Here is a 16,386-nt window from a genome sequence, read left to right on the forward strand (position 1 = left end):
CCGCACGTATCCAGCCCCGCCCGTGTGCGGCGCCCACGCGGGTGCCGTACGCGGCATGGCGCCCCGCGCCCTTCAGGCACGACCGACGAACGAAATCCGCCCACCGCCCACAGTCGGTGGCTCTTCTTCGAGGGGTTCTGATGGACCGTCGCACATTTCTCACCGCCGCGGGAACAGGGGCTGCCGCCCTGTCCCTCGGAGCCGTAGCCGTGCCTTCCGCAGGCGCCGCACAGCTCTCGCAGCCCGCGCAAGGCTCGGGCACACCACTGCTCATGCGCTGGTTCCGCGATACGTACCGCTCGATCGAGGCGATGACGACCGACTTCGGCCTCGCCACCGACAAGATCGACGTCAGTGGCTCGGGCGCTCCCGTCCAGTCGCGCCAGACCTCGCCCACCAATATCGGCTGCGGCCTCTGGTCGACGGTCGCCGCCGCCGGGCTCGGCGTGATCAGTGACAACACGATGGAACGCAGGCTGGAGCACACCGTCCGGGCTGTCGAGAAGCTGGAGCGCCATCACGGCTTCTGGCTCAACTGGTACGACGCGCACGACGGTTCGGTCCTGACCCAGTGGCCCGGCACCGGCGATCCGGTACGCCCGTTCCTCTCCTCCGTCGACAACGCCTGGCTGGTCACCGGCCTGCGCATCGCCGCCGACGCCGCACCGGCGCTCCGCCCCCGCGTCGCCCGCATCCTGGCCACCGCCGACTGGTCCTACTACTACACGCCGTACGACCCGGCCGACCCCGTCGCCGGCCCCGGCCAGCTGCGCGGCGGATTCTGGACCGACACCGAGGAACCCACCGGCCACCACTACGGTGCGCTCAACACCGAACCACGCATGGCCAGTTACCTCGGCATCGCGGACGGCTCGCTGCCCTCCGACCACTACTGGCACATGCTGCGCACGATGCTCCCCGAGCACGAGCAGGAGCAGCACCCCGGGGGCGGTTACGTCGCCATGGACGGTGTACGGGTCTGGCAGGGGCACTACACGCACCGCGGCCGGAAGATCGTGCCCACCTGGGGTGGTTCGATGTTCGAGGCCCTGATGGTGCCGTTGTTCGTGCCGGAGCCGGAGTGGTCGCCGCGGTCCTGGGGCCTCACGCACGCGCGCTACGTCCGCAGCCAGATCGAGCACGGCATGAAGGAGGCCGAGTACGGGTACTGGGGCTTCTCCCCCGCCAACATCCCCGAGGGCGGGTACCAGGAGTACGGCGTCGACGCGATCGGCATGCAGGTCGACGGTTACGCCTCCAACACCGACCGGACATACACCAAGGACGGCGCGCCGCTGCCACCCGCCTCGGCGTTCACCAACGGTGTGGTCACCCCGCACGCCTCCTTCCTCGCCCTGCCCTACGCGCCGGACGAGTCGGTCGACAACCTGCGGGCGCTCGACCGCGACTTCGGCGCCTACCACGACGGATACGGGTTCCGGGACTCCGTCAACGTCGGCACCGGCCGGGTCAGTGACTACATGCTCGCCCTCGACCAGGGCATGATCGCCGCGGCGCTGGCCCAGGCGATCCGCCCCGGCCTGCTGCAACGGCCGTTCCGGACCGGCGGATTCCAGTCGAAGGTGCGTCCGCTGCTCGCCAAGGAGCGCTTCTCCATCTGATCGGCCCCGCGGCGGCGTGCCCGAGGGGCAGGTTGGTTCCAGCCCCTCCGGTACGCCGCCCGGTCGCCCTCCCGCACCGCAAAGTCGGCGTAGAGACGCGGCACGCTCCAGGCGCGGCCCGCCCGGCCCCTCGGGCGGGATCGCCGCCGAGCCGGGCCCGCACCCGGATGCCGGGCATGGTGCGGTGTACGGCGTCGAGCAGCCACCGCGCCCGTTCGCCGGGTCGCGGGTCATTGAGGGTGGACATAGCCTCACAAACGTGATGCCGCTCGTGAGCCGTACCCGGATACCGATACCGGGCCGGGCCCTTCTCACCGTGCTGTTGACGGTGTGCTGGCTGGCCCTGCCCGCCGCGCTGACCGCTCGCGCCGACGATCCCGTCACCCTGTCCCGGGACGGGCAGATCACCGACCGGGTGGGCGCGCTCGGCGAGCGCAAGGACCAGGTCGTGGCAGCACTCGACCGGCTGTACGACGAACGCCGCATCCAGCTCTTCGTCGTGTACGTACGGGACTTCTCCGGCCGGTCCGCGCAGAGCTGGGCCGATGCGACGGCCGACCGGAACGGCCTCGGCCGCGACGACGTCCTGCTCGCCGTCGCCACCCACGTCCGGCAGTACGCCTACACCGTCGACCAGGGCTCACGCCTCACCGACGCCCAGCTCCAGGACGTGGCGAGCACGGCCATCGAGCCCGCGCTCAGGAAACACGACTGGGCCGGCGCGGCGATCGGCGCCGCGAACGGATACTCCGCCGTACTGGCCGGCAAGGCCGTGCCCACACCGACGCTCACGCCCGGCGCCGCCGATCCCGGAACCGGGAGTTCCGGCGGGACGAGTACCGGGGACCTGGTTCTTCCGGTGGTCGTCGTCGGCGGGGCGGCGGTGGTCGCCGGCTATGCGTACGCCCGGCGCAGGAAGCGGGTCACGACCCGCACCACGCCCGGTGCGACCGGCTGGGGACCGGGTTCCGCCGGACCGGGCGGGCCGCGGCAGCCGACCCCGTTGCCGGAGCTCGATGCCCGGGCGATGGAGACGCTGGTGGAAACCGATGACGCGGTCCGCACCAGCGAGGAGGAACTGGGCTTCGCCACCGCCCAGTTCGGAGAGGAGGCCGCGGCCCCGTTCACCGAGGCCGTCGCCTACGCGAAGGGCGAGCTGACCGCCGCGTTCCGATTGCGCCAGCAGCTGGACGACGCCTTTCCCGAGGACGATGCGACGCGGCGCCGGATGCTGGACGAGATCATCAGCCGCTGCACGGACGCCGGCTCCCGCCTCGACGCCGTGTCCGAGGACTTCGACCGGCTGCGCGCCCTGGAACGCAACGCTCCGCAGGCCCTGGCCACGGCCGAGACCGCCTTCCGTACGCTCGCCGGCCGCGTCTCCACCGCCGAGGCCGCGCTGACCGCGATGCGCGGCCGGTACGCGGAGTCGGCCGCAGCGCCCGTCGCCGGGACCGTCGACCAGGCCAAGGACCGGCTCGTCTTCGCCACCTCCGCCCTCAACCGGGCCCGGCAGTCGCTGGACAGCGGCGACGACGCCGCGGCAGCGGTGTACGTACGGGCCACCGAGGGCGCCGTCGACCAGGCGACGACCCTCGTCGACGCCGTGGACCGCCGCAGCGGGGAACTCGCGGAGGCGGCAGGCCGGCTGCCCGCCGCCCTCACCGGGATGGAGACCGACCTGGCCGATGCGGGCGGGCTGCTCGAAGGCACCGGGACGGGGATGCCGACGGCGGACCTGCGGGGCCGGATCGCCCGCGCGGAGTCGGTGCTCGCAGATGTGAAGGCGCAGCTGCGGGCCGGTCCGTACGACCCCATCGACGCACTGCGCAGGGTGGAGGAGGCGGACGCGGCGCTCGACGCGGCGCTGGCCGGCGCCCGCGAGCAGGAACGGGGTGATAGCCGGGCCCGCTCCCTCCTCGACCAGGCGACGCTCACCGCGCGTTCGGCGATCGCCGCCGCCGCCGACTACGTCGCCACCCACCGCGGGGCGGTGGGCAGCCAGGCGCGGACCCGCCTCGCGGAGGCCCAGCGGCGGCTCGACCGTTCCCGTGCACTGGCCGGGAGCGACGATCCGCAGGGCGCGCTGGCCGAGGCGCAGCAGGCGGACGCCCTGGCCGGGCAGGCCCGCAGCCTGGCCGAGCAGGACGTGCGGTCGTACGGGGGCCGGGGCGGGCCGGGCGATGTACGGGGCGGCGGCGGTGGGGTCGGTGGCGCGGTGCTCGGCGGCATCATCCTCGGCGGGCTCCTGGGCGGCGGGGGTGGCCGTGGCGGAGGAGGGTTCGGCGGGAGCGGCGGGCCCGGCAGCTTCGGCGGCGGGGGCACGCGCGGCCGGCGGGGCGGCGGCGGCCGCTTCTGAACGGTCGGCACGGCCCCCGGCTCGACGCATCACACGTACGCATTCACCCACAGGAGAGGCGCCATGACCAAGCAGACCATCCTCGGCCGCGTCACCCAACTGGCGAAGGCCAACATCAACGCGTTGCTGGATCAGGCGGAGGATCCGCAAAAAATGCTGGACCAGCTGATCCGCGACTACACGGCCAACATCTCCGAGGCCGAGCAGGCGGTCGCCGCGACCATAGGCAATCTGCGGCTGATGGAACAGGACCACCGCGAGGACGTCGAGGCGGCCGAGGAGTGGGGCGGCAAGGCGCTCGCCGCCAGCCGCAAGGCCGACGAACTGCGGGCGACCGGGGCGGGCGCGGAGGCGGACAAGTTCGACAATCTGGCCAAGGTCGCGCTCGGGCGTCAACTCCAGTCGGAGAAGGAGGCGAAGACCGCGGAGCCGACCATCGCCTCGCAGACCGCGGTGGTGGACAAGCTCAAGTCCGGCCTGGATCAGATGAAGACCAAGCTGACGGAGCTGAAGTCCAAGCGCGACGAGCTCGTCGCACGCGCCAAGTCCGCCCAGGCGCAGAACCGGATGATGGACTCCGTCAAGAACATCGACGTACTCGACCCGACCAGTGAGCTCAGCCGATTCGAGGACAAGGTGCGGCGCGAGGAGGCGCGGGCGCTCGGCAAGCAGGAGCTCGCCGCGTCGTCCCTGGACGCCCAGTTCGAGCAGCTGGACGCCCTGAGCGACAGCGCCGAGGTCGAGGCTCGGCTCGCCGCCCTGAAAGCAGCCTGAGGCGGTCCCGCGGGCCTCCTGAACCCTCCCTCTCAGAACATGCTCAGCAGCTGCTCGACCGTGGGCTCGGCGGCCGGCTCCCCGTCGGGCAGCGCCAGTTCGAACCAGACGGTCTTGCCGCGCGGTGTCCGCCTGGACCCCCAGGCCACGCTCAGCAGACCGACCAGCTGGAGCCCGCGTCCGCCCTCGTCGGTGTCGCGCGCCCGCCGTCGCCGCGGCTGGACGAGGCCCGCGTCCCATACCTCGCAGACGAGCGTACGGTCGCGCAGCAGCCTGAGCCGGATCTCGCCCTCTCCGTACCGCAGGGCATTGGTGACCAGTTCGCTGACCAGTAGTTCGGTGGTGTCCACCAGTTCGTCGAGGTCCCAGGCCAGCAGTTGACCACGGGCCAGTTCGCGGGCGCGGCCGACGGAGCGTGGTTCGCGGGGCAGCCGCCAGTCCCCGACGGCGTCCACCGGCAGCCCCCGGATGCGGGCCATGAGCAGGGCGATGTCGTCCTCGCCGTGCCGGGTGTCGAGGGTGGTCAGCACGTGGTCGCAGACGTCTTCGAGCGGCCGGTCCGGTTCGACGAGCGCGCCGCGCAGGGCATCCAGTCCCTCGTCGAGCGGATGGTCGCGGGACTCGACGAGGCCGTCGGTGTAGAGGGCGAGCAGAGCGCCCTCCGTCAGTTCGACCTCGACCTCCTCGAAGGGTTCGCCGCCGACGCCGAGCGGCATCCCGGGCGGGACGTCGAGCAGCATGGCGGGTTCGCCGGGCTCGACGACGGCCGGGGGCAGGTGACCGGCGTTGGCGAAGGTGCACCGCCGGGTGACCGGGTCGTAGACGGCGTACACGCAGGTCGCCAGGTACACCTCGGAGAGGTCCGCCTCGCGGGACCTGTGGGCGGCCCGCGAGGGCCACTGGGCGCCGCCGCCCGAGCCGCCGGCGGACGAAGAGGTGCCGCCGCCGGGAGTGCCGAGCCCGCGGGCGACCTCGTCGAGCGCGGAGAGCACCTCGGCGGGTTCCAGGTCCAGCAGGGCCAGGGTCCGTACGGCGGTGCGCAGTTCGCCCATGGCCACGGCGGCGCGCAGTCCGCGGCCCATGACGTCGCCGACGACGAGGGCGGTGCGGTGGCCGGGGAGTTCGATCACGTCGAACCAGTCGCCGCCGACCTCGGTGGCCGTGTTTCCCGGGAGGTAGCGGCAGGCGATGTCGAGGCCCGCGGCGACGGGGTCGCCGGGTGGCAGGAGGCTGCGCTGGAGGATCAGGGCGCGTTCGTGCTCGCGCCGGTAGAGGCGGGCGTTGTCGATGCAGACCGCGGCTCGGGCGGCGAGTTCGGTGGCCAGGGCACGGTCCCGCTCGCCGAAGGGTTCGCTGCCCTTGGTGCGGGCGAACTGGACGAGGCCGACCACCGCGTCGTGCGCCACCATCGGTACGGCGAGCGTGGACTGGACGAAGCCCCGGTCGTCGCCGGGCACATCCTCGACATGGCCGGTGCGCAGGGCGACGGCACAGGGCGAGTTGTACGGGAAGCGGTGTACGGCGCCGAGCGCGGGCTGGCCGGTGCACGCGCCGGATGCGGCGCTGTCCGTGGCCGTCGCGGTGACGGTGGTGGGAAAGCCGTCCGACACGGCGCTGGCGAGGGCGACGCGGCGCAGTTCGGCGGAGCCGCCGAAGGACTCCTGCCGGAGCGAGTCCCAGCGGCCGGGCGGCGCGTCGTCGCCGGTGAGCAGCCCCTGGTAGAGGTCGACGGAGGCGACGTCGCAGAAGCCGGGGACGGCGACGTCGAGGAGTTCGCGGGCCGTGGTCTCCAGGTCGAGGGAGTTGCCGATGCGGGCACTGGCCTCGTTGAGCAGCGCGAGGTTGCGGCGGGCGCTGGCGGCTTCGCGGGCGGCGATGTGCCGTCGGGTCACATCGGTGGCCAGTCCGGCGATGCCGATGGGCCGGCCCGATCCGCTGTGCACGCGGTAGAGGTTCATCGACCAGTGGCGGTTCTCGGTGTCACCGGGCGCGGTGCCGACCAGTTGGAGGTCGGTGACGGACGAGCCGGTCGCCAGGACGCGCTTCAGCGTGGCGGTGAGCCGGTCCGCCTCGGGGCGGGAGAGATAGTCGTCGACCGTACGGCCGCGGTGATCGGTGGGCCGCCCACCGAAGACGGTCGCGAAGCGCTCGTTGGCGCGGATGACCGTGAGGTCCATACCGAACAGCACGAAACCGAAGGGAGATTGACCGAATATCGCCTGTGACGCGGCGAGGTCCGTCTCGATGCGGCGCAGTGCTCGGACGTCCACGACGATGCAGAGCGCGGCCCGTTCCCCGGTACCGGTCTCGCTCGGCATCACATAGATCTCGGCGAGCCCGTGCACCGGGTCGTCGCCCGGTATCCGGAAGGGGACGAGGCCCGTCCACTCCTTGCCGTCGAGGATCTCGCCGATCCGGCGGTGGCCGTCCGTGCGCAGGTCGGCAGGCATGAACGCCTCGACCGGATCCATGCCCACCGCTTTGTCCGCGGCAATGCCGAAGAGGCCGGCGGCCCGGCGGCTCCACTGCTCGATCAGGCCATCGGGGCCGATCGAGAAGGAGGCGACCCTGATGTAGTCGTAGATCGAGCCAGGCGGGCTGCTCTGCCACACAATGTCGCCCGCTGTCCCAGGTATTTCGCTCACGCGACCGTCCCCTCCAGCTCACACACCGGACCGGTCCTGCCCGCAGTATTCAGCACTATGGCCCCAACCGACACGGCGTTCACGATCACAGCACGGTCTCAGTCCCTTTCGGCCAGATTCTGCGCGGCCTCCGGACCGACCTCTGGTGATCGCTGTGCGTCCCACCCCACTCCTAACCAGGCAGGGACAGCTCGAACCACACCGTCTTGCCGCTCTTTCCCTGCCGGGTCCCCCAGCGGCGCGCGGAACAGGCCACCAGCTGCAGTCCTCTGCCCCCCTCGTCATCGGGTCCGGCACTGCGTTCGGTAGGCGGATCCGGAAGCGGATCGGAGACTTCCACGAGCAGTCCGGGGTGGGCGGCGGGGGTGTCACCGTTGAGATGAGGGTGTTGCAGCCGCACGCCGATGGGGCCCGTCGTGTACTGCAGGGAATTGGTGACCAGCTCGCTGACCAGCAGAACCGTCACGTCCCCGACGGCGTCGTCCAGCCCCCAGCCGCGCAACGCCTCATGGACGGCATGCCGCGCGGAACGCACCGCGCCCGGCACAGCCGGAAAGGTCCACTCGGCGCAATCGCCTTCACTGTCGATCACGCCGACCACTTCCCAAGACCAGCAGAGGAGAGCGTCCTGTTTTACGGGGGTTAATCAGCCCATACCCGATATTCAGGGCGAAATACCACTGCGATCGACACGTGGGGCGTACGGATGTACGGGTGCGCACACGAACAGATGTACACCGGGAGAGGGGCGCACGTGGCGATCCGTGCGCGCCGCAGCCATCCACATGGGCAGCACTCGACACCGAAGGGGCGCGCCATGAGCGCGACTCCCCCGGACGGGCACGCCCCGGAGAGCCACAACGACGTTCGGGCGCGGCTCAGTTCAGCTTGCCCGCCGCCCTGAGGTCGTCGAAGAGCAGCTGGTCAACCGGTGGAACGAGCGGACGGTCCGCGTACGAGAACCAGGCCATCTCCTCGATCTCGCTGCTCACCGCCAATGTCCCCTCGTAGTCCGCGGTGTAGCAACTCATACGCACCACGGCGCCGCTCGGCAGATCGGGCGCCCCGGCCTCGTACGTACCGACGTGTACCGCGGTATGCGGCGCGAGGAGCACCGTCAGCTCCTCCTTGATCTCGCGGAGCAGGGTTTCGAGATCGCTTTCCGCGCCCTCCCGCTTGCCACCGGGGATGTAGAAGACGTCCTTCCCCCGTGGCCGCGCGCAGAGAATCCTGCCGCCCTCCACACGCACCCATGCCACCGTGTCGATCAGGACCGACATCACTCCGCCTTCACCCTCCGGAACCCACGTCAGGCAGGACCTTAGCCGGACGTACGCCGCCCACCCACCGGGACCCTCGGCCCACCGGGACCCTCGGCCCTCCAGGCCGCCGAACCGCCGCGGCCGGCCACTCCTCGCCCCTGAGCCGGAGAGCGACTCCCCCACGCGACTCCCGGTGGACGCGGCCCGGCGCCCTACGGCCGGGCGCTCTGTCCGACGCGCTCCACCCAGTAAAGCTGCTTGTGACCATGGGTATCGAGCTTGTCGGCGACCTTCCGGGCTTCGCCGTGCGTGGCATATCTGCCGACGCGGTAGCGATTGCCGTTGTCGTCCTCCCTTATCACCAGCCACGGGAGCTCGGCACCACTGTCGGTCATCGCGCCCCTCCCGAGCATTGCGCCCCTACCTCGAACGGCGTGTACGTCTCTAAGGATCCCCAGGAAACCGCAGTACGCATATGCCCGAGCCTACGCCTGACCTTCACTCAACGAATACACAATTACACAAAGAGGTACCGATCCGGCCACGAATAAGGGGGCGCACCCGACTGGATGCGCCCCCTTAGGAGCGGGACATGACAAGTCATGACGGTAGGCGACAGCCCATCGGTCATGGGGTCCGGCAGTGGGCCGGCTTGTCACCATGTGCGCCGGAGAACACCTTGCGCCTGTCGCTCACCGGACCGGAAGGTGGTAGGCGATCCGGAAGCGATCGGCGGGCACCACCACGTCCGCCGTCTCGACCGCGCGACCCGACGCGTAATACGTCCGCTCGATCACCATCACCACATGGCCCGGAACACCGCCGAGGGCCAGGAGCTCCTCCGCCAGCCCCGGACGCGCGCCGACCTGCTCGGCCACGTTGTCCACGACGACATCGATCGCGGCCATCCGCTCGACCACCCCGCAGCCGCCCAGCGGGCCCTCCTCCGGCAGCATCACCGGTGTACGACCCGTCACGGTGAGCGGCTCCCAGGAGGTCGAGAGCATCATCGGCTCCCCGGCCTCCCGGAAGGTGTATCTCGTGCGCATCACCCGGTCGCCCGGTTCGATGCCGAGGCGCTCGGCGATCTCGCCGCTCGCACTCTCCTGCTCGCTGCGGGACTCCCACGTCCCGCACACGCCCTCCGCCGTCTGCTCCTGACGGAACGGACTGGCCCCGGCCCCGGACCGGTAGCCGGAGCGGGCGATCCGGCGCGGGACGGGGCGCTCGCGCACATACGTACCGGACCCGGAGCGCCCCTCGACCAGACCCTCGGCCATCAGCACCTTGCGCGCCTCCAGCGCGACGGTGTCCGAGACTCCGTACTCCTCGCGGATACGCGCCTGCGAGGGCAGGCGCGTATGCGGCGGCAGCGAACCGTTGACGATCTTCTCTCTCAGATCGCTTGCAACACGCAGATAGGCGGGCTGCTCACCGAAAGTCACAGGCCACTCCCAACAGGTTGACAGTCTGCAACAGCCTGGCAACCGTCGGTTGTGCACCGCAAGCACGGGCCAGAGTTTCACTCGAAGTGATGATTCATCACGGCCTCATGCATGACCCGCCACCGAGCCCCGGCGAGAACCGAGCCGCCGAGCCGTCATCAGAACGGCGATCAGAACTCCAGGGCCCAGGAGTCGATCCTCCCGGTGTCGGCCGCCGCGTTGTCGCCGACCCGCGGCTTCCAAGTGCCATCGGCCACCTCCGACGAGGACGCCCGCTCCAGTTTCTCCAACCACGGCAGCGTGCTGGACAGGGGCCGGGGTGAGCCGGAGGTGCGGGCCGGGGGTGAGCCGACGGGCCGGGGTGAGCCGGAGGTGCGGGCCGGGGGTGAGCCGACGGGCCGGGGTGAGCCGGAGGTGCGGGCCGAGGGTGAGCCGACGGGCCGGGGTGAGCCGGAGGTGCGGGCCGAGGGTGAGCCGACGGGCCGGGGTGAGCCGAGGGTGAGCTGAGTGCGGGCCGGTGGGGGGCCGGTGGACGACTCGCCGAAGGCCGAGGGCGCCCCCGTTCACCCGCCCGCCGCGCGCCGTGCACCACCGCTCGGCGCGTGCGTCCATACCTTCGTACGGTGAGCCTCTCGCGCGTCTGTCTCCTCACGTCCCTCGCGTCCCTGACGTCCATGGTCGCGGGCGCTCTGATCGCGCCGCTGCCGCCCCTCTCCTACGCGGCCGCTCCCCTTCCGCCCACCTCCACGACCTGTGGCCGGGACACCGACCCCGCCTGGGCGCCGGCCTCCACCCGGTTCGGCCAGGCCGACGGTTACGACCCCTATGTCGGCAACGGATATCTGGCCCACCGAGTGCCCGCAACAGGCGCCGGATACGCCGCGTCGGACAGGAAGACCGGCTGGCCGCTGTTCACCCCGCGCTACGACGGCGCCTTCGTCTCCGGCCTGTTCGGGCGCGACAAGAACCTCGCCGAAGGCCGCGAGGTGATCGCCGCACTGCCGAGCTGGACGACCCTCGATGTACGCGTCGGCAACGAGACCTACGGCTCCGGCACTCCCCCGGGCCGGATCTCGCACTACCGCCGCACCGTGTTCCTTCGCTGCGGCCTGGTGCGTACGTCGCTGCGCTGGACCACGGCCGACGGGCGCGCGACCGACCTGACGTACGAGGTGCTCGCGGACCGGTCCGACGTACACACCGGGGCCGTACGGCTGCGCATGACACCGCGCTGGAGCGGCACCGCGACCGTCATCGGCCGCCTCGACCCGCGGGGCGCACGCCGGATCACGCTGAACGCCGACGGAACGTTCCGCACACAGGGCACCGGGACGGCCGGCGCGATCGTCCAGACGCTGCGCACCGGCGGATCGAAGCCGCAGGTATCCGGCGCGAACCAGATCCGCAGCACGCCCCAGGTACGCGCCGGGCGCACGTACACCTTCGAGAAGTACGTGGGAGTGGACACCGCGCTCACCTCGTCCGCCCCACGCACCACCGCCCGCGAGGCGTCGCGGCGCGCGGCCGGCCGCGGCTGGTCGGCTGTCCTCGCCGCGAACGCCGCCGCCTGGCGACGGGCATGGGCGGCCGACATCTCCGTACCGGACAGTCCCGACCTGCAGAAGTGGCTGAGGTCGGCGCAGTACGGCCTGTTGGCGTCCACCCGTACCGGTTCCCGCGACAGCATCGCTCCGGCTGGTCTGACCAGCGACAACTACGCGGGCCTGGTGTTCTGGGACGCCGAGATCTGGATGTACCCGGGGTTGCTCGCCACCCGCCCCCAGCTGGCCCGTTCGATCGTCGAGTACCGCTACCGCACGCGCGGGGCCGCCGGCGCCAACGCGCGGAAACTGGGATTCCGGGGCCTGTTCTACCCGTGGACGAGCGCGAGCAAGGGCGATCTGTGGTCCGAGTGCCAGAGCTGGGACCCACCGCACTGTCTCACCCAGATCCACCTCCAGGGCGATGTCTCGCTCGCCGTCTGGCAGTACTACCTGGCGACCGGGGACCGCGACTGGCTGGCCGGTCACGGGTGGCCGCTGCTCCAGGGGATCGCCGACTTCTGGGTCTCTCGGGCGACCGCCGACGCGGACGGCAGCTACTCGTTGAAGGACGTCGCGGGCCCCGACGAGTACAGCAACGGCGTCACCGACGGGGTCTTCACCAACGCGGTCGCGGCCACCGCGCTACGCAACGCCACCCGCGCGGCGCGGTTGCTCGGGCATGCCGCACCGGCCGAGTGGACGCGGGTCGCGGACGGTCTGCGCATCCCGTACGACCCGAAACGGAAGATCTTCCTCCAGTACGCGGGCTACAACGGCTCGACGATCAAGCAGGCCGACACGGTGCTGCTGATCTACCCGCTCGAATGGCCGATGGAGCCGGGCGCCCGGGCAGCCACGCTCGACTACTACGCCGAGCGCACCGATCCGGACGGCCCGGCGATGACGGACTCGGTCCAGGCGATCGACGCGGCCGCGATCGGGGAGGCCGGCTGCGCGACGTACACCTATCTCCAGCGCGCCGTACGCCCGTTCATGCGCGGCCCGTACGCCCTCTTCAGCGAGGCCCGGGGCGCGAAGTCGGGCGCACAGGACCCGTTGTCGGGGGCTCCCGCGCAGGACTTCCTCACCGGGAAGGGCGGATTCCTCCAGGTTTTCACGCACGGACTGACCGGCCTGCGGCTGCGGGAGGACGGGGTGCGCCTCGATCCGCTGCTGCCACCGCAGTTGGGCAGGGGCGTCACGCTGACGGGGCTGCGCTATCGGGGCCGTACGTACGACATCGCGATCGGTCCCCTGACGACGACGGTCCGGTTGACCTCCGGCGCGCCCTTCACCGTCCACACCCCCACCGGCCCCCGCCTCCTCACCGGCACACTCGCCCTCGTCACCCGCCGCCCCGACCTCGCCCGGACGACGAACGCGGCCCGCTGCCGCCCGGCGACGGCGAGCTCCGAGACTCCCGGCCTGTACGCCGCCGCCGCGGTGGACGGCAGCCCGGCCACGGCCTGGTCCCCGGACGGCGCGACGGGCAGCCTGACCGTGGACCTGGGCCGCACGGCCGCGGTGACCTCGATCGAGCCCGAGTGGACGGACGCACGCGTCGTCTCGTACCGCCTGGAGACAACGGTGAACGGCAAGGACTGGCAGCCGTACAGGCCGGGTTCCGCGGCCCGGCGAGTACGCCTGACGGTCGAATCGGGGGACGCGGAGAAGCCGGTGGGCGTACGGGAGTTGAGGGTCGAGCAGCCGTAGTCGGCACGTGCGCTGCCGCCCGGACGCCGTGCCACGGCAGGCAGCGCACATGCCCGCCTACGGCTGGAAGTAGCGGGCACCCTTCTCGATCAGGTGCGAGGCGTAGACCCGCCCCAGGGCCGGCTTCCCCCGGTACATGCCCACGTAGCCCTGTGCACTGTCGACGACGACCGGCCGCGCGAAGCAGGCGAACTGATTGCGCTGTTTCTCCTCCGCCCACGCCATCGCGGCCGGATCGATCCGGTCACTGACCAGAACGGGGAAGGAAGCGACGCCGGTCTGCATCCCGACGGGCAGACCGCCCTTGTTCTTCTTGGCGTACGCGAGCACCTGCGTGGTGAACGTGTCGATGACCGGCACGGTGATCTCGGGCACGGCGGCGGCCACCGTGAACAGATGCAGGTTGGTGGCCGCCCACCGCATCCGGAAATCGGACCGCCGCCCGACGAGCACCGGAACTCCGGCCCAGTCCTCCCAGCGAGGCGCGCAGCCGTCGGCCGCCAGTCGGCTCTCGACGGAGGCCAGGTAGTTACGTATCGACTCTTCACTCATGACCGCGATTGTCCATGGGCCGGGCGGTCTCCGGATACCGGCCGAACCGGTTCGCCGGGCCGACCGGTCCGCTCAGATACCCGGCGAGCCAACTCGGGTGTAGGGAACGCCGACACTGGTGCCACCAGGGGTGACCACCCTGACGGTGACCGCGCCCAACACGCCGGGGGGCGCCGCGGTCGTCAGCTGCGTGTCGGAGACCACGGTGAAACCGGCGGGCACGCTCCCGAACAGCACTTGGGTGGTATACGTCAGTCCGGATCCGCTGACAGTCACCGTGTTCCCGCCTGCCGACGGCCCCTGGTCGGGTACCAGACCGCTGACTACCGGGGCACCCACATACAGGTAGGCCACACTGTTGCTCGTGCCACCGGGCGTGGTGACGGTGACCGGGACGGTGCCGCTGACACCGGGCGGCGCCGTCACTCTGATCTCCGTGGCCGAAAGAACGGTGAAGGTGGTGGCCGCCGTCGAGCCGAAGCGAACCGCCGTGGCCTGAAGGAAATTGGCCCCGGTGAGCGTCACGGCGTTGCTACCGCCCACCTGACCGGACCCGGCGACGACGCTGGTGAGAACCGGTGCGGCGAGGTAGTAGTAGGCGACGGCTTGGCTGCTGGTGCCCCCGGGCGTGGTGACCGTGACGGCAACCGGTCCCGGGCCACCGCCGCCGGGGACGACCGCAGTCAGTTGATTCGCCGAGACGACGGTGAACGTGATCGCCGCGTTCACGCCGAAGCGAACGGAGGTCGTACCGGTGAAGCCGGTTCCGGACAAGGTGAGGCTGTTCCCGCCCGCGAGTGGCCCCTGGGTCGGAGCCACGCTGCCCAGAACCGGAACGGCGACATACGTATAGGCGATCCCGGCACTGGTGCCGCCCGGAGTGGTGATCGTGACGTTCACTGTGCCGGCGGGCGCGGCGGGGGCGATCGCGGTGGCCTGTGTGTCGGAGACGGCGATGAACGCGGCGGCCACGGTACCGAAACGGACCGAGGTGGCGCCGGTGAAGCCGGTCCCGGTCAACGTGACCGTGTTCCCGCCCTCGGCCGACCCCTGGTTGGGGACGAGAGAACTGATCGTGGGCGTCGCGGTCGTGTAGGTGAAACCCACGCCGTTGCTGGTTCCGTCGGGCGTGGTCACCGTGATCTGTACGGTGCCCGCACCGGCCGGGGCGACCGCGGTGATCCCGGTCGCGGACACCACGGTGAACGAAGCGGAGGGGGTACCGCCGAAGGTGACCGCGGACGCGGTGGTGAATCCTGTGCCGGTCAGTGTGACGGCCGTTCCGGCGGCCCCGGAGGAAGGGCTGCTCGCGGTGATTACAGGGGCCGCCGCAGCCGTCGACGGTTGCGTAGCGTGGGGCATTGAACTGTCGGAGCGCTCCACTGCCGTTCTCCTGTCAGGGTGATGTGATCGGCGTGATGTGATCGGCGTGATGTGATCGGGGCGTTGTGGGCAGGCGTTGTGAACGGTGGTCTGAACGGGGTGTTGCGGACGGGATACGGAGACCGGAATGTGAGGGTCGGGGCGCCGCCCGGACCTCCTGGCCGGGCGGCGCGAGCGAGTGGTACCGAGTGGGGTACCCGCCCGGCCGGGCGCGGAGTGCGCCGGGCCGGGGCGGGCATCATGCGACCGGAAGCGGTACCGGCGCCGGGTGCTGTTCCACGCCGACGGTCGGTGCCACAGCCGTGGCAAATCAGATGCCGGGGCCCGTCACATAGGTGAAGGCGCCGACGTCCGTGGCTGTGCCCGCAGGGTTGGAGAGACCGACGTCGACCGCACCGACCGCGCCGGGCGGGGTCACGGCGGACACCGTCGTCGCGTTGATGACCGAGAACGGTGCCGGCACCGAGTCGAACGTGACCTGGCTCGTCGACGTCAGGTTGGTGCCCGTGATGGTCACCGCGGTTCCGCCCGACGTCGGTCCGGAGGTCGGAGTGATCGCGGTGATGGTCGGGACGTCGATGTACGTGTACGACAGACCGTTGTTGGTGCCTCCGGCGGTCGTCACACTGACGCTCACCGCCCCGGCTGCCGCACCCGCGGGCACGACGACGCTGATCTGGCTGTCCGACAGCACCGTCGGCGTGGCGGTATTGGCGCCGAAGGACACCGCCGTGGCGGTGGACAGGCCGGTGCCGCTGATGGTGATGGTGTTGCCGCCCGCGGTGGGGCCCGAGCTCACGCTCAGACCGGACTTGAACGGGGCGCCGACGTAGAAGAACGGAATCGGGTTGCTGGTTCCGCCCGGGGTGGTCACCGTCACGCCGACATCGCCGGAGCCGGACGGCGAGACTGCGGTGACCTGGGTCGGCGAGACGTTGGTGACGCCGGTGGCCGGCTTGGTGCCGAAGAGCACCGCGCTGGTGCCCGTGAGGTTGGTGCCCGTGATGGTGACGGTGGTACCGCCACCGGTGGAGCCCTGGTTGGGACTGATTGGCATGATCGTCCTCCGTGTGCTTGAACTGAACTC

The 16,386-nt window shown here is 71.1% G+C and carries 13 protein-coding genes and 1 pseudogene; 5 read left to right on the forward strand and 9 right to left on the reverse strand.

Translation table 11 applies throughout. The annotated features are described in order from the left end of the window. Positions 1–140 precede the first annotated feature (140 nt). The 3 genes from ACFU8Q_RS13180 (at position 141) to ACFU8Q_RS13190 (ending at position 4,755) form a co-directional block, all read left to right on the forward strand. The gene (locus ACFU8Q_RS13180; RefSeq protein ID WP_384452049.1) at positions 141–1,622 is read left to right on the forward strand and encodes a glucoamylase family protein; all 1,482 of its coding nucleotides are present in this window, start codon (positions 141–143) and stop codon (positions 1,620–1,622) included. Between the two features lie 262 nt (positions 1,623–1,884). Next, on the forward strand, positions 1,885–3,981 hold the full coding sequence (locus ACFU8Q_RS13185; RefSeq protein WP_384452125.1) for a TPM domain-containing protein: 2,097 nt from the start codon (positions 1,885–1,887) through the stop codon (positions 3,979–3,981). A 63-nt stretch (positions 3,982–4,044) separates the two neighbouring features. Next, on the forward strand, positions 4,045–4,755 hold the full coding sequence (locus ACFU8Q_RS13190) for a PspA/IM30 family protein (RefSeq protein ID WP_384452052.1): 711 nt from the start codon (positions 4,045–4,047) through the stop codon (positions 4,753–4,755). A gap of 32 nt (positions 4,756–4,787) precedes the next feature. Here the strand turns inward: ACFU8Q_RS13190 and ACFU8Q_RS13195 are convergent, their stop codons facing one another. The 6 genes and pseudogenes from ACFU8Q_RS13195 to ACFU8Q_RS13220 form a co-directional block, all read right to left on the reverse strand. After that, positions 4,788–7,367, reverse strand: a complete 2,580-nt coding sequence (locus tag ACFU8Q_RS13195) for a SpoIIE family protein phosphatase (RefSeq protein WP_384452128.1) — start codon at positions 7,365–7,367, stop codon at positions 4,788–4,790. 205 nt (positions 7,368–7,572) lie between these two features. Further along, positions 7,573–8,001, reverse strand: a complete 429-nt coding sequence (locus ACFU8Q_RS13200) for an ATP-binding protein (RefSeq protein WP_384452055.1) — start codon at positions 7,999–8,001, stop codon at positions 7,573–7,575. Positions 8,002–8,278: 277 nt separating this feature from the next. Next, complete coding sequence (locus ACFU8Q_RS13205) at positions 8,279–8,680, reverse strand: NUDIX domain-containing protein (protein ID WP_384452058.1); 402 nt, start codon at positions 8,678–8,680, stop codon at positions 8,279–8,281. A gap of 194 nt (positions 8,681–8,874) precedes the next feature. Then, positions 8,875–9,057, reverse strand: a complete 183-nt coding sequence (locus ACFU8Q_RS13210; RefSeq protein WP_384452061.1) for an SPOR domain-containing protein — start codon at positions 9,055–9,057, stop codon at positions 8,875–8,877. A 297-nt stretch (positions 9,058–9,354) separates the two neighbouring features. Next, positions 9,355–10,107 (reverse strand): GntR family transcriptional regulator, encoded by a 753-nt coding sequence (locus ACFU8Q_RS13215; RefSeq protein ID WP_384452064.1) that lies wholly within the window; start codon positions 10,105–10,107, stop codon positions 9,355–9,357. 170 nt (positions 10,108–10,277) lie between these two features. Continuing rightward, positions 10,278–10,376: pseudogene (locus ACFU8Q_RS13220) on the reverse strand (proprotein convertase P-domain-containing protein); the annotation flags it as partial. Between the two features lie 31 nt (positions 10,377–10,407). On the opposite strand from ACFU8Q_RS13220, the gene ACFU8Q_RS13225 reads away from it, so the two are divergent. Together ACFU8Q_RS13225 and ACFU8Q_RS13230 are read left to right on the forward strand one after the other, a co-directional pair. After that, complete coding sequence (locus ACFU8Q_RS13225) at positions 10,408–10,614, forward strand: hypothetical protein (RefSeq protein WP_384452067.1); 207 nt, start codon at positions 10,408–10,410, stop codon at positions 10,612–10,614. Between the two features lie 116 nt (positions 10,615–10,730). Beyond that, entirely contained in the window at positions 10,731–13,364 is a 2,634-nt protein-coding gene (locus ACFU8Q_RS13230; RefSeq protein ID WP_384452069.1) for a discoidin domain-containing protein, read from the forward strand. Between the two features lie 57 nt (positions 13,365–13,421). On the opposite strand, the gene ACFU8Q_RS13235 is transcribed toward ACFU8Q_RS13230, so the two are convergent. From ACFU8Q_RS13235 to ACFU8Q_RS13245, 3 genes are all read right to left on the reverse strand, one after another. Continuing rightward, a complete protein-coding gene (locus ACFU8Q_RS13235; RefSeq protein WP_384452072.1) occupies positions 13,422–13,916 on the reverse strand; it encodes a levansucrase in 495 nt (164 codons plus the stop codon). Positions 13,917–13,988: 72 nt separating this feature from the next. Next, positions 13,989–15,278: an IPT/TIG domain-containing protein gene (locus ACFU8Q_RS13240; protein WP_384452075.1), complete on the reverse strand. Its 1,290-nt coding sequence runs from the start codon at positions 15,276–15,278 to the stop codon at positions 13,989–13,991. Positions 15,279–15,609: 331 nt separating this feature from the next. After that, a complete protein-coding gene (locus tag ACFU8Q_RS13245) occupies positions 15,610–16,356 on the reverse strand; it encodes an IPT/TIG domain-containing protein (protein ID WP_384452077.1) in 747 nt (248 codons plus the stop codon). Between the last annotated feature and the right edge of the window lie 30 nt (positions 16,357–16,386).

This window comes from Streptomyces sp. NPDC057543 (assembly GCF_042801895.1).
GTDB lineage: Bacteria > Actinomycetota > Actinomycetes > Streptomycetales > Streptomycetaceae > Streptomyces.